Raw genomic sequence first — 11,918 nt, forward strand, 5'->3', positions numbered from 1 at the left:
GGCCTTCGCGGTTGACACGGACAGTGACGTTCGGGGGAGGACTCCGAGGGGCAAGGTAGGACCCGAAACGGTCCGGTCGGGACGCGGACCGGACGTATACCGGCAAACGGCGAGGGCCGGGGAGCAACCGCTCCCCGGCCCCCGGCATTTTCGAGTGACCGCTTCTGACCAGCTCTGATCGTTCTCTTGTCCAGCTGGACCGGCCGCCCGCTGGGTTTATCGGTCTGTCGTACGACGCCTCATACCAGAGCGGGACGCTCCGCGTGGGACTTTGTCAACTGCCCACCGCACATGATGGGTTGCCGACTACTGTGAGTGTCCATCGGGCAACGCCTGCCCGAACCGCGCAGACCGCGCCCAGGCACCGACGGACCAGTACGACGAGGACACCGATGTCTCACCTCCGCGCACCGGCCGCACACGCAGACCGCCGCGAGGGCGGACGGCACGGACGGCCCGTCGCCCGCCCCGTCCCCTCGCTGCCCGAGGCCCACATACGGCCCCAGCTGCTGCGGCTGGCCGTGCTGCCGCCCATCGCGGTCGCCCTCAGCGCCGGCGCGGCCGTGCTGTTCACGGTCCGCTCCACAGGCGCCCGGCCCTCCCTCACGCTCTGGGGCGTGCTCGCCGGCGCGGTCTCCGTGGCCCTGGCCGGCATCGTGATCGCGGCCGTCGCCGCCGACCGTGCCGCCAAGGTCGTCAGCGACCGTGTCGGAGCCCTGCGTCGCCGCAGCGCCCGTGGCGAGGCCGACCTGCGCGCCCTCGTCGAAGCCCTGCGTCAGGGCGAGGCCCCGCCGCAGCGCAAGCCGCGCGGCGGGCCGCCCGAGGACGCGGACGACTTCGAGCTGCTCGCCGCCGATCTGGCCCGCGCGCACGACGGCGCCGTCACCGCCGTCGTCCAGGCCGCCCAGCTCTCCAGCCAGGCGGGCAGCGAACAGAAGCTGGAGGTCTTCGTCAACCTCGCCCGGCGGCTGCAGTCCCTGGTGCACCGGGAGATCTCGATCCTCGACGAGCTGGAGAACGAGATCGAGGACCCCGACCTGCTCAAGGGCCTCTTCCACGTCGACCACCTCGCCACCCGCATCCGGCGCCACGCCGAGAACCTCGCGGTGCTCGGCGGCGCGGTCTCCCGGCGGCAGTGGAGCCACCCCGTCTCCATGACCGAGGTGCTGCGCTCCGCCATCGCCGAGGTCGAGCAGTACTCGCGGGTCAAGCTGGTGCCGCCGATCGACGGGACCCTGCGCGGGCACGCCGTCGCCGACGTCATCCATCTGCTGGCCGAACTCGTCGAAAACGCCACGGTGTTCTCGGCCCCGCACACCCAGGTCCTGCTCCGCGCCAACCTCGTCACCTCGGGGCTCGCGGTCGAGGTCGAGGACCGCGGCCTCGGCATGCCCGTGGCCGAGCAGAAGAAGATGAACACGCTGCTCTCCGACCCCGACCAGGTCAACGTCGCGAGCCTGCTGGCGGACGGCCGGATCGGACTGTTCGTGGTCTCGCAGCTCGCCCGGCGGCACGGCATCAACGTCCGGCTGCAGACCAACATCTACGGCGGGGTACAGGCGGTGCTCGTGGTCCCCCAGGGGCTGCTGGGCGCGGCGCCGGGCGTGCCCGGGGTCGCTCCGCAGCCACAGCCGCAGGGCGTGCCGGGACCACCCGGCCAGCCACGCCCACATACCCCGGCCGGCCCCGGCCCCGAGACGACGGGCGGCCGCCGCGCCACACCCCCGCCACCCGCACCACGCCGGGGGGAGCGCTGGGAGAGCGCCCGCCCCGCAGCCCCGGCATCGAACGGAGCCCAGCCCGGCGCGCCGCTCAACGGGGCGGTACGCGGGGGCGGGGGGCCGAACGGGGCGGTGCAGGGCGGCGCGCTGCCGAATGGCGGGGTGCCGGGTGGCGGGCTGCCCAATGGGATGGTCCAGGGCGGCCCAGCGGCCAACGGTGGTGTGTCGGGTGGTTCGGCGCCCAACGGGGCGGTGCAGGGCGGCGCGCTGCCGAACGGTGGCCTGCAGGGCGGCGGGATGTCCAACGGCGGCATGCAGGGTGTCGGCGGCGCGCCGGACGCGGCTGCGCCGGGGGATTCCCTGTCCGGCGAGGCCATGCAGAGCGGTGGCGCCATGCCGACCGGCGGGAACAGAGCGGCCGGCGGGAGCCGGACGGCCGACGGCAGTGCACCGGCGCCCCTGCCCGTCCGCGGGCATCACGAGGAGCGGGCCAATCCGGCCGAGGCGCTGCCCGGCATCCGGCCCGACGACCGGCGGCTCGTCGCCGAGCACTCGGTCACCCCGCCCACACCCCGTACCGGCCCGGTCCGCGGCACCATGGGCAAGCCCCAACTGCCCCGCCGCCGCGCCCAGGAACACATCGCACCCCAGCTCCGCGACGGCCCGGCGCCCCGCCAGGACGCCGAGTACCCCGCCGGTCACGACCCGGGCCTGATGGCGGCCTTCCAGCGCGGTATCGGTCTGGCGGAGGCCCAGCAACACCTGGAGGCGGAGGACGCGTTGACGTCGGACACGGCGACGGCACACACCCAGACCGCACCCATGTCGACCTCGGCGCCCATGGAGTCGGGCCCCATGGATCTGGCACAGCAATCGGATCCGGGCCACATGGACCGGTCACACATGGAGCTGGGCGACATGGATCGCGCCCACATGGGGTCAGGACACATGGAACCGGGCCACATGGACGGGCCGCACATGGAGTCGACCGACGTCGATCGCGCCCACGTGGGGTCCGGACACATGGTGTCGGGACACACGGACGGCGCCCACATGGACCCCACCCCCATGGAGCCGACCCGCACAGGCTCCCTCCCCAGCTCCCTCCCCAGGATTCCCACCTCGCACCTGGACGCTCTCCACACGGACGTCAGCGCCACCACCCCGCCGCACGGCATGGACGTAACCCCCATGGACCCGGCGCACATAGCCGAGGCGCGCCCCGCGGCTGCGCGTGGCATGGACCATCCCACCCGGCACGACGGGAGCGCACCAGCCGGATGAGCAGCCCAGCCCCCACCCCCGTTCGCACCCCCGCCCCCGCCCCCACCGCTCCCGCAGACCTTCGGACCCCAAGGAGTCGATCCACCATGGCGAGCGACGCGCCGACCGGCCATGTATCCGATCTCGACTGGCTGATGAGCGGCCTCGTGCAGCGCGTACCGCACACGACCAGCGCGGTACTCCTCTCCTGCGACGGGCTCGTGAAGTCGGTCCACGGCCTCGACGCGGACAGCGCCGACCACATGGCCGCCCTGGCCTCCGGCCTGTACTCCCTCGGCCGCAGCGCCGGCGTCCGCTTCGGCGACGGCGGCGACGTCCGCCAGGTCGTCGTCGAACTCGACTCGACCCTGCTGTTCGTGACCACCGCGGGCTCCGGCACCTGTCTGGCCGTGCTGGCCGGCCGCGAGGCCGACGCGGCCGTCCTCGGCTACGAGATGGCCATGCTGGTCAAGAGCGTCCGCCCGTACCTGGTGACCGCACCCCGACAGCATGCCGTCGAACCCACGGCGATGAGGCCTTGAGCGTGGCGGCGGCCGGCGACGGGCCCTGGCTCGACGACGCGGCCGGACGGCTCGTGCGCCCCTTCACGGTCAGCAACGGCCGCACCCGGCCGACCATCGCCCTCGACCTCCTGTCGCATGTGATGGCCACCGGCGCCACGCCCCTCGGCTACCTCGGCCCCGAGCACCAGCAGGCGCTCGACCTGTGCCGCGCGCCCGTCTCGGTCGCCGAGGTCGCCGCCCATCTGAAGCTGCCGGCCGTGGTCACCAAGGTGCTGCTGTCGGACCTCGTCGACTGCGGGGCGCTCACCACCAAGCCACCCGAGTTCCACCACAACCCGACTGACCGGGCCCTACTGGAGGCAGTGCTCGATGGACTACGACGACAGCTCTGACCCCTTCCCCACCGCACTCAAGATCCTGGTCGCGGGAGGCTTCGGAGTAGGCAAGACGACCTTCGTGGGCGCGGTCAGCGAGATCGCGCCGCTCAGCACGGAGGAGCTGCTCACCACGGTCAGCGCCGCGACCGACTCCCTCGACGGGATCGAGAACAAGGTCGAGACGACGGTGGCCATGGACTTCGGCCGTATCACCCTCGATCCGGAACATGTGCTGTACCTGTTCGGCACGCCCGGACAGGAGCGGTTCTGGTTCATGTGGGACGAACTCTCCGAGGGCGCGCTCGGCGCGGTCATCCTCGCCGACACCCGGCGCCTGGAGGAGTGCTTCGCGGCCGTCGACTTCTTCGAGCAGCGCGGCCTCGGCTTCATCGTCGCCATCAACGAGTTCGACGGCTCGTACCGCTACGACCCCGAGGAGGTGCGGGCCGCCATCGACCTCTCCCCGGAGATCCCGGTCGTGCGCTGCGACGCCCGGATCTCCAGCTCGGGCGTCCAGACCCTGCTCACCCTCGTCCGCCATCTCATCGCCCATGCCCCGGCCCATGCGCCCAGCCACGGCGCCCACATGTGAACCCCGCACACCCGCCACGGAGTTGATATATGACCGACGTCCACAGCGACCGCCCATGAGGTACGACCCGTCGCGCCCGGCCGGCCGACTGCTGCTCACCCCGGAGGACAAGGAGGCCCCCGCCCGTACCCGCCGCCTCGGCCAACTGCACCTGGGCGAACACCCGGACCCCGACCTGGACGCCTACGCGGACCGGCTCGCCGAGGTGACCGGAGCGCCGTACGCCATGGTCAACTTCATCGACGAGAACCGGCAGTTCTTCGCGGGCCTGCACGTTCCGGGCGTGCCGTTGCCCGTCGTGAAACCCGACGGGAGCAGGCCGGAGATGGGCCGCGAGCTCGCCCGTGACCACGGCTTCTGCCCCCATGTGGTGGTCCGGCGCAAGGCGCTGGTCCTGGAGGACGTGTGCGACTACCCGCGGTTCGCGGGCAATCCGGTCGTCGACGAGTTCGGCATCCGCTCCTATCTCGGCGCCCCGCTCATCGACAGCACGGGAATGGTCTTGGGCACGCTGTGCGTGGTCGACGTGGAGCCGCGGCCCTGGGGCAGGGCGGGGCTGGACACCATCAAGGCGTCGGCGGCGGAGCTGGTGGCCCGGCTGGAGCGACGGGAGGCGGACGGGCTCCCGCTGCTGTGACCGCGGGCACCCCTTTGCAAGCCGACCGGTCTAGTACCGCCGTACACTCGCGGCATGGGACGTACCAGCGACGCCAAGGAGAAGATCCTCGGGGCCGCCCGCTCGCTGATCGAGCAGCGCGGCTACTCGGCGCTGGGCGTGGCCGAGATCTGCAAGGCCGCCGGGGTGCCGAAGGGGAGCTTCTACTACTTCTTCGAGTCCAAGGAGTCCCTGGCGCTCGCGGTCGTGGACGAGCACTGGGCGGCGCAGCGGAGCGACTGGGCGCGTGTGCTCGGCTCGGACGCCGAACCCCTGGAGCGGCTGCGGGAGTTGTTCGTGGAGACGGAGGCCGGGCAGCGGGCGGTGCAGGAGGGCTGCGGCACCGTGTCGGGGTGTCTGTTCGGGAATCTCACCCTGGAGCTCAGCAACCAGACCGAGGCCGTCCGCGCGCGGCTGCAGGAGATCTTCGAGGCGCAGGTCGACATGGTCGAGGCGGTCGTCGCCCAGGCCCGCGAGCGCGGCGAGGTGAGGGTCGCGGACACCCGGGAGGCGGCGCGGGCGGTGGTGGCCCAGCTGGAGGGCCAGGTGATGTTCGCGAAGCTCTACAACAGTCCGCAGCGCCTCGGTCCGCTCTGGGCCAACTGCCGTGCCCTGCTGGGCGCTTCCTAGTCGCCCTCGACCTGGTGGTCCGCCCAGACGTAGCTCTCGGGCAGCAGGTCGGTGACGGGGACGGCCCGGACGCGGTCGCCCTGCCCGACGACGACCTTGATGGCGGGGAAGTACTCGAGCAGGACCTGGCGGCAGCGGCCGCACGGAGGGACGACCCCGCGGTCGCGGTCCCCCACGGCGACGATCGTGTCCAGCTGGTAGGCGCCCTGTGCGGCCGCCGCGCCGATGACGACCATCTCGGCGCATGGGCCACCCGTGAAGTGGTAGGCGTTCACCGCGGTGATGATCCGGCCGTCGTCGGCGCGCGCCGCGGCCGCCATGGTGTGGTTGTCGCCCCGGCAGCGCGTGCGCGCGACCTCGGCCGCGGCCGCGACGAGTTCGTGGTCCACGGGGTGGGACTGCGTGGTCATCTGCTCCGCCTTCGTCGCGTGTCAGCCGACGATCACCCGCGCGACGAGGACGCGCAAGCGAATAACCGCCTCAGTAGCCGCGCCATACGTTGTCGAAGGCCGCGTCCTCGATCGCCTTGCGCTGCCGTACGGCCTCCAGCTCCATCACCGCCTCGCCGACCGCCGCCAGCACGGTCGCGGCCGTGTCGGTGGTCAACTCCGGGGTGTCCACGGGCGGTTCGTCGCCGATGCCGGCGGCCGCGGCCAGGGCGAGCAGGACTGGTTCGGCGGCCGTCCAGCGCTCCTCGGCCTCCCGCCGGGCCGGCGAGTCGACCAGCTCCGTCCGGCCGCTCAGCAGTGGAATCCGGCGGCCCCGCGGGCGGGCCGTCAGCCCGACCCGCTCCAGGTCGTCGACGTAGGCCGCGGACAGCCCGCGGCCCCGGCGCCACAGCCAGTCCTCCACCGACTCGTACGGCTCCTGTCGTACGAGCGCCCCGGCGGCCTCGTCCAACAGGCGGTCGCCGGTGGGTGCTTGGGCGTTCGGCACGATGCGGTCGCCGTCGAGGACGAGGGCCCGGGCCTCGACGAGGTCGAACACCTCGGCCCCGGCGAGCGCGAGCGACAGGTCGCCCTGTTCCACCGGCTTGCCGGCCGGCATGTCCAGGGCGACGATCGCGAGGTCCCGTGCGGTGGTCATGAGCGGCTCCACGTCAGTCGGCCGAGTGCGGGGCGAGTGCGCCGGGATCGGCGCCCTCGTTCGATTCTCGCCGCCTTTCGGGGTTCGTGTGTCGTACTACGACCATGTGGTGCGGGAAGCCGATCCGCAGCACGGCGGCGCCCGCGGCCGCGGCCAGGACCACGAGGGCGGCCAGGAGCAGGGCCCCGTGGTAGCCGTGGTGCAGCAGCGGGGCGACGACCAGCGGGCCGAGGATCTGGCCGACGGAGTACCCGGCGGTCAGCAGGGCGACCGAGCGCGGGAAGCGCAGGTGTGCCCCGGTGGCCAGGGCCAGCGTGCTCACGCCCAGGAACGTGGCGCCGAACAGTATCGCGGACGCCAGCGCCGCGGCCGTCCCGCCGACGAGAGCGGGCAGCGCGATCCCGGCCGCCTGCACCACCAGCGCGGTGAGCAGCAGCCCGGGGCGCGACCAGCGTCGCCCCAGCCGGGCCCAGAGCGCCGACGACGGTACGGCGGCCAGCCCGACCAGCACCCAGGCGCCGCCGCCGACCCAGCCGGGGGAGCCCTGGCCGATGGCCGCGACCAGGAAGGTCCCGGCGACGATGTACCCGACGCCCTCCAGGGTGTAGCTGACGAACAGCGCGCCGAACCAGCGGTGGGTGCGGGGCTTCCCGGCGGACCCGGACACCTTGGCGGTGGGGGCGTCCTCCGGGCGCAGGTTCCAGGAGCCGGCCGTGAGCAGTGCGGCGAGTGCGGCCGACGCCCACCAGGCGGTCCGCCAGTCGCCGACCGGGCGCAGCGCCAGGACCAGCAGCCCGGACAGTGCGATGCCGCCGCCCACACCGCCGAACGCCCAGCCCGACAGGTGCGGCGGGTGTGCGCGCAGGTGGTGCAGGAGGGAGCCGGCCGCGACGACGAAGACCAGGGCGCTGGCCGCACCGGCCAGCAGGCGCAGTGCCTCCCATGTCACGGTGCTGTGGGTGAGGGGCATCGCGGCGAGCGTGGCCGTCAGCACGAGCAGGGAGGCGCGCAGGACGGTGCGTGAGCGGACCAGCGTGGGGGAGAGGATGCCCGCCAGCGCGCCGGCCAGATAGCCGACGTAGTTGGCGGTGGCCAGGCTCGCCCCGGCGCCGGCGGACAGGCCCGCCTGGGCGTGCATCAGGGGCAGGATCGGGGTGTAGACGAAGCGGCCGACGCCCATGCCCGCGGCGAGCGCGGCGGCGGCCCGGGCCACATGGGTCCAGGGCGAGGAAGCGCTCACATCCGGCCCGGGTCGTTGGGATGGGACTCCAGCGGGGTGACGGTGAGGGTCATCCACGGGCGCAGCGGCAGTGTGCCGAGCACCTTCTCGTTCAGTTCCTCCTCGTCGGCGGCCCGCCAGACGCCGATGCTGCGCAACTCGCCCACGGGACGCCACAGTCGGGCCAGATTGCCGGTGGCGGCCAGCTCCTTGGCGCGCACCGCCTCGGCGGCCCGTCGCCGGTCGACCTCGTCCTGACCGGTCCCCTCGGGGACGGTGGTGGTGATCTCGACCAGGAACTCTCGCATGACGCGCTCCATTCGTCGTTCGATGAGCCCATCGTGCGCCCGTCACCAGGGGGATGCCACGACCGGCTTCCTCGCTGCTGATAGGCCGGGCCTCCCAGCGCGCGTACGATGGCGCGCGTGGAACTGCGTCAGCTGCGGTACTTCGTCGCGGTCGCCGAGGAGCTCAACTTCGGGCGGGCCGCCGAGCGGCTGCTCATCGCGGGTCCCTCGCTCTCCCAGCAGATCAAGGCGCTCGAACGGGACCTCGGTGTCCGGCTCTTCGATCGCGACCGCCGCTCGGTCTCCCTCACCCCGGCCGGCGCCGACCTCCTCCCGCACACCCGCGCCCTGCTGGAGCGGGCCGACGACCTCAAACGCCGGGCGAGCCGCCTCTCGGGCTCGCAGTCCGTACGGCTCGGTTACGTCAACTGGCTGCCGCCGGACCTCACTTCGCGCACGGCCGCGGTGGCCCAGGTGCATGTCGACGCCTGGGTCGCGCCCTCCCACACCCAGGCCGCCCGGGTCGCCGACGGCAGCCTGGACCTCGCCGTGTGCTGGCTGCGCAACGAGGATCTCGCCCGGCTCGGACTGCGGGCCCGGCTGATCGGCGCCGACCGGCTCTACGCCGTCGCCAAGGGCAGCGACACGAGCGACGTCCCGGCCCGCGACACCGACGTCCTCGTCGACGACGACATCACCTCCTGGGCGTCCTGGAATGTCTATGCCGAAGAGGTCACCCAGGTCACCGGCGCCCGCGAGGTACGCATCTCCGACGGCGCCATCACCGGCCCCGCCTACTTCGACCACGTCCGCCGCTGCTCCCGCCCCGTCCTCAACTCGCCCAAGGGACAGACCACTCCGCTCCCGCCGGACCTGGTCCGCCGCGAGATCGTCGGGCCGAGGATCTACTGGACCTGGTCCCTGGTCTGGCGCGCGACCGAGGACCGCCCCGGCGTTCTCGCCGCCGTCGACGCCCTGAGTACCGGTGTCGGCGACCTCGGCATCCACGCCCCGGACGCCTGGCTGCCGGCCGACGACCCGCACGCGATCCAGGGCTGACCTCCCGACGGTCGATAGGCGATCCACCGGCTGACCTCGGTTGGGAGGCCGCGCCTTCCAAGCGGGAGAAAGCCGATCCTTCCGTCCCCGCCTGGCCCGACCTACCTTCCAATTAGTCGACCGGTCGGCTAGTAGCCGGTCACCCACTTCGGAGAAGGTCACCATGAGCACGCAGAACCAGAAGGTCGCGATCGTCACCGGCGCCTCGCAGGGCATCGGCGCCGCCCTCGTCGAGGGCTACCGCAAGCTCGGTTACGCCGTCGTCGCCACCTCGCGCACGATCGCCCCTGCCGACGACGCCGACGTCCTCACCGTGCAGGGCGACATCGCCGACCCGGCGACCGCCGAGCGGGTCGTCGCGGCCGCCGTCGAGCGGTTCGGCCGTATCGACACCGTGGTCAACAACGCGGGCGTCTTCGTCGCCAAGCCCTTCACCGAGTACACGGCCGAGGACTACGCCACCGTGACCGGCATCAACGTCGCCGGCTTCTTCCACCTCACCCAGCGGGCCCTGCCCCACCTGCTCGCCCAGGGCGGCGGCCACGTCGTCAGCGTCACCACCAGCCTGGTCGACGCGGCGGACTCCCGCGTCCCGTCCGTCCTCGCCTCCATGACCAAGGGCGGCCTCCAGTCCGCCACCAAGTCCCTCGCCATCGAGTACGCCACCCGCGGCGTCCGCGTCAACGCGGTGTCGCCCGGCACCATCAAGACCCCCATGCACGCGCCGGAGACCCACGACTTCCTCGCCGCCCTGCACCCGGTCGGCCGGATGGGTGAAGTGGCCGACATCGTCGACGCGGTGCTCTTCCTGGAGACGGCACCGTTCGTCACCGGCGAGATCCTGCACGTCGACGGCGGTATGAGCGCCGGACATTGACAGACCGTCACATCACGTACCAAGGAGCGGACATGACCACCACGACGGACGACAAGGCGATCCTGACCCAGGTCCTCGACGAGTGGAAGGCCGGCGTCGACGCACACCGACCCGAGCGCGTCGCCGCCCGGTTCACCGAGGACGCGATCTTCCAGGGGCTGCACCCCTACAGCGTCGGACGGCAGGGCATCGCCGAGTACTACGACTCCCAGCCGCTCGGCATGCAGGCGTCGTACCGCATCCTGGAGACCAGGCGCCCGGCCGACGGTCTCGTCCTCGGCTACCTGGACGTCGAGTTCTCCTTCACGGACCGGCCCGTACTGCCCGTAAAGCTCGCGGTCCTGCTGAGCCGCGCGGGCGACGACTGGTACATCAGTCACTATCAGGTCTCCCGCCTCGACTAGGCCCGCCACCCGAGGCGCACTGCTACGGAAAGGTCCGCCATGACCGATCTGCGCCTCGGTGTCCTCGGCCACGGACTGCGCGGCTCCCTCGCCCGGACCGCGCACCGGCCCGGCGGGGGAGCGCGCGTGACCGTCGTCGCCGACCCCGACCCGGAGCGGCGGGAGCGGGCCGCCGCCGACATCCCCGGGGTGCGCACGGTCGACGACCACCGCCAGGTGATCGAGGCCCCGGACGTCGACGCCGTCCTCGTCCTCACCCCGGACCACACCCACGCCGACCTCGCCCGCGCGGCCCTGCGTGCGGGCCGGCCGGTCTTCGTCGAGAAGCCCCTCGACATCACCGTCGACCGCTGCGACGACATCCTGCGCACCGCCCGAGAGACCGGCACCCGCCTGTACGTCGGCCACAACATGCGCCACATGCCGGTGATCCGCCTGATGCGCGACCTCGTCACCCGCGGCGACATCGGCACCGTCAAGACCGTCTGGGTCCGCCACTTCGTCGGCTACGGCGGCGACTGGTACTTCAAGGACTGGCACGCCGAACGCCGGTACACCACAAGCCTGTTGCTGCAGAAGGGCGCCCACGACATCGACGTGCTGCACTGGCTGGCCGGCGGATACACGCGCCGGGTGCAGGCCTTCGGCGACCTCATGGTGTACGGCGACAACCCGCACCGCCGGGCGCCGGGCGAGCCCAAGACCGCCGACTGGTACACGAAGGACGGCCATTGGCCGCCGCACACCCAGCGGGCCCTCAACCCCGTCATCGACGTCGAGGACGTCTCGCTGGTCAACATGCGCCTGGACAACGGGGTGTTGGCGGCCTACCAGCAGTGCCACTTCACCCCCGACTACTGGCGCAACTACACCGTCATCGGCGACGCGGGCCGCCTGGAGAACTTCGGCGACGGACCCGGGGGAGTCGTGCGGGTCTGGAACTCCCGGCGCTCCGGCTACCGCGCCGAGCCCGACGCCGAGTACCCGGTGCCGGAGGTGACCGAGGACGCCGAGCACGGCGGCGCCGATCCGCTGATCATCGACGAGTTCCTGCGCTTCGTACGGGAGGGCGGGCCCACCGACACCTCACCGGTGGCCGCGCGGATGGCCGTAGCGGCAGGGTTCGGGGCGACCGAGTCCCTGCGCGCGGGCGGTGCCGTACGGGAAGTGCCGCCGCTGGACGCGGAGCTGGCCGGCTACTTCGAGCGGGGGCAGCGGGCGTGA

14 protein-coding genes are annotated in these 11,918 nt (G+C 72.6%); 10 read left to right on the plus strand and 4 right to left on the minus strand.

Features of this window, described 5'->3' with window-relative positions; translation table 11 throughout:
- Positions 1–392 precede the first annotated feature (392 nt).
- From ABZ848_RS15795 to ABZ848_RS15820, 6 genes are all read left to right on the plus strand, one after another.
- The gene (locus tag ABZ848_RS15795; RefSeq protein ID WP_360831363.1) at positions 393–3,005 is read left to right on the plus strand and encodes an ATP-binding protein; all 2,613 of its coding nucleotides are present in this window, start codon (positions 393–395) and stop codon (positions 3,003–3,005) included.
- 86 nt (positions 3,006–3,091) lie between these two features.
- Positions 3,092–3,526 carry a roadblock/LC7 domain-containing protein gene (locus ABZ848_RS15800; RefSeq protein WP_242761824.1) on the plus strand — a complete coding sequence of 145 codons (435 nt, stop codon included), beginning with the start codon at positions 3,092–3,094 and terminating at the stop codon, positions 3,524–3,526.
- A gap of 2 nt (positions 3,527–3,528) precedes the next feature.
- Entirely contained in the window at positions 3,529–3,900 is a 372-nt protein-coding gene (locus tag ABZ848_RS15805; RefSeq protein ID WP_242761823.1) for a DUF742 domain-containing protein, read from the plus strand.
- Positions 3,878–4,477, plus strand: a complete 600-nt coding sequence (locus tag ABZ848_RS15810; protein ID WP_356348940.1) for an ATP/GTP-binding protein — start codon at positions 3,878–3,880, stop codon at positions 4,475–4,477. Before ABZ848_RS15805 ends, ABZ848_RS15810 begins: the two co-directional genes overlap by 23 nt.
- Before the next feature lie 55 nt (positions 4,478–4,532).
- Positions 4,533–5,114, plus strand: coding sequence for a GAF domain-containing protein (locus ABZ848_RS15815; RefSeq protein ID WP_360831368.1), 582 nt, complete (start codon positions 4,533–4,535; stop codon positions 5,112–5,114).
- A 54-nt stretch (positions 5,115–5,168) separates the two neighbouring features.
- Positions 5,169–5,762 carry a TetR/AcrR family transcriptional regulator gene (locus ABZ848_RS15820; protein ID WP_360831371.1) on the plus strand — a complete coding sequence of 198 codons (594 nt, stop codon included), beginning with the start codon at positions 5,169–5,171 and terminating at the stop codon, positions 5,760–5,762.
- Here ABZ848_RS15820 and ABZ848_RS15825 read toward each other — a convergent pair.
- From ABZ848_RS15825 to ABZ848_RS15840, 4 genes are all read right to left on the minus strand, one after another.
- Positions 5,759–6,172, minus strand: a complete 414-nt coding sequence (locus ABZ848_RS15825; RefSeq protein WP_360831374.1) for a cytidine deaminase — start codon at positions 6,170–6,172, stop codon at positions 5,759–5,761. The genes ABZ848_RS15820 and ABZ848_RS15825 overlap by 4 nt on opposite strands.
- Before the next feature lie 70 nt (positions 6,173–6,242).
- Positions 6,243–6,848 (minus strand): GPP34 family phosphoprotein, encoded by a 606-nt coding sequence (locus tag ABZ848_RS15830; RefSeq protein WP_360831377.1) that lies wholly within the window; start codon positions 6,846–6,848, stop codon positions 6,243–6,245.
- Between the two features lie 13 nt (positions 6,849–6,861).
- Positions 6,862–8,028: a YbfB/YjiJ family MFS transporter gene (locus ABZ848_RS15835; protein WP_360831940.1), complete on the minus strand. Its 1,167-nt coding sequence runs from the start codon at positions 8,026–8,028 to the stop codon at positions 6,862–6,864.
- Positions 8,029–8,084: 56 nt separating this feature from the next.
- Complete coding sequence (locus ABZ848_RS15840) at positions 8,085–8,375, minus strand: muconolactone Delta-isomerase family protein (protein WP_360831380.1); 291 nt, start codon at positions 8,373–8,375, stop codon at positions 8,085–8,087.
- Between the two features lie 108 nt (positions 8,376–8,483).
- Between ABZ848_RS15840 and ABZ848_RS15845 the strand changes: the two genes are divergently transcribed.
- From ABZ848_RS15845 to ABZ848_RS15860, 4 genes are all read left to right on the plus strand, one after another.
- The gene (locus tag ABZ848_RS15845) at positions 8,484–9,413 is read left to right on the plus strand and encodes a LysR family transcriptional regulator (RefSeq protein ID WP_360831383.1); all 930 of its coding nucleotides are present in this window, start codon (positions 8,484–8,486) and stop codon (positions 9,411–9,413) included.
- Positions 9,414–9,576: 163 nt separating this feature from the next.
- Entirely contained in the window at positions 9,577–10,290 is a 714-nt protein-coding gene (locus tag ABZ848_RS15850) for an SDR family oxidoreductase (RefSeq protein WP_360831386.1), read from the plus strand.
- 32 nt (positions 10,291–10,322) lie between these two features.
- Positions 10,323–10,694, plus strand: coding sequence for a hypothetical protein (locus ABZ848_RS15855; protein ID WP_360831389.1), 372 nt, complete (start codon positions 10,323–10,325; stop codon positions 10,692–10,694).
- Between the two features lie 39 nt (positions 10,695–10,733).
- The gene (locus ABZ848_RS15860) at positions 10,734–11,918 is read left to right on the plus strand and encodes a Gfo/Idh/MocA family oxidoreductase (protein ID WP_360831392.1); all 1,185 of its coding nucleotides are present in this window, start codon (positions 10,734–10,736) and stop codon (positions 11,916–11,918) included.

It is taken from the genome of Streptomyces sp. NPDC047081 (genome assembly GCF_040643775.1).
Taxonomy (GTDB): Bacteria; Actinomycetota; Actinomycetes; order Streptomycetales; family Streptomycetaceae; genus Streptomyces.

Coding starts and splice junctions, on each gene's coding strand:
- ABZ848_RS15845 (WP_360831383.1), top strand. CDS start 8,484: ATGGCGCGCGTGGAACTGCGTCAGCTGCGGTACTTCGTCGCGGTCGCC.
- ABZ848_RS15840 (WP_360831380.1), bottom strand. CDS start 8,375: ATGCGAGAGTTCCTGGTCGAGATCACCACCACCGTCCCCGAGGGGACC.
- ABZ848_RS15855 (WP_360831389.1), top strand. CDS start 10,323: ATGACCACCACGACGGACGACAAGGCGATCCTGACCCAGGTCCTCGAC.
- ABZ848_RS15810 (WP_356348940.1), top strand. CDS start 3,878: ATGGACTACGACGACAGCTCTGACCCCTTCCCCACCGCACTCAAGATC.
- ABZ848_RS15860 (WP_360831392.1), top strand. CDS start 10,734: ATGACCGATCTGCGCCTCGGTGTCCTCGGCCACGGACTGCGCGGCTCC.
- ABZ848_RS15825 (WP_360831374.1), bottom strand. CDS start 6,172: ATGACCACGCAGTCCCACCCCGTGGACCACGAACTCGTCGCGGCCGCG.
- ABZ848_RS15795 (WP_360831363.1), top strand. CDS start 393: ATGTCTCACCTCCGCGCACCGGCCGCACACGCAGACCGCCGCGAGGGC.
- ABZ848_RS15835 (WP_360831940.1), bottom strand. CDS start 8,028: ATGGGCGTCGGCCGCTTCGTCTACACCCCGATCCTGCCCCTGATGCAC.
- ABZ848_RS15850 (WP_360831386.1), top strand. CDS start 9,577: ATGAGCACGCAGAACCAGAAGGTCGCGATCGTCACCGGCGCCTCGCAG.
- ABZ848_RS15820 (WP_360831371.1), top strand. CDS start 5,169: ATGGGACGTACCAGCGACGCCAAGGAGAAGATCCTCGGGGCCGCCCGC.
- ABZ848_RS15800 (WP_242761824.1), top strand. CDS start 3,092: ATGGCGAGCGACGCGCCGACCGGCCATGTATCCGATCTCGACTGGCTG.
- ABZ848_RS15815 (WP_360831368.1), top strand. CDS start 4,533: ATGAGGTACGACCCGTCGCGCCCGGCCGGCCGACTGCTGCTCACCCCG.
- ABZ848_RS15830 (WP_360831377.1), bottom strand. CDS start 6,848: ATGACCACCGCACGGGACCTCGCGATCGTCGCCCTGGACATGCCGGCC.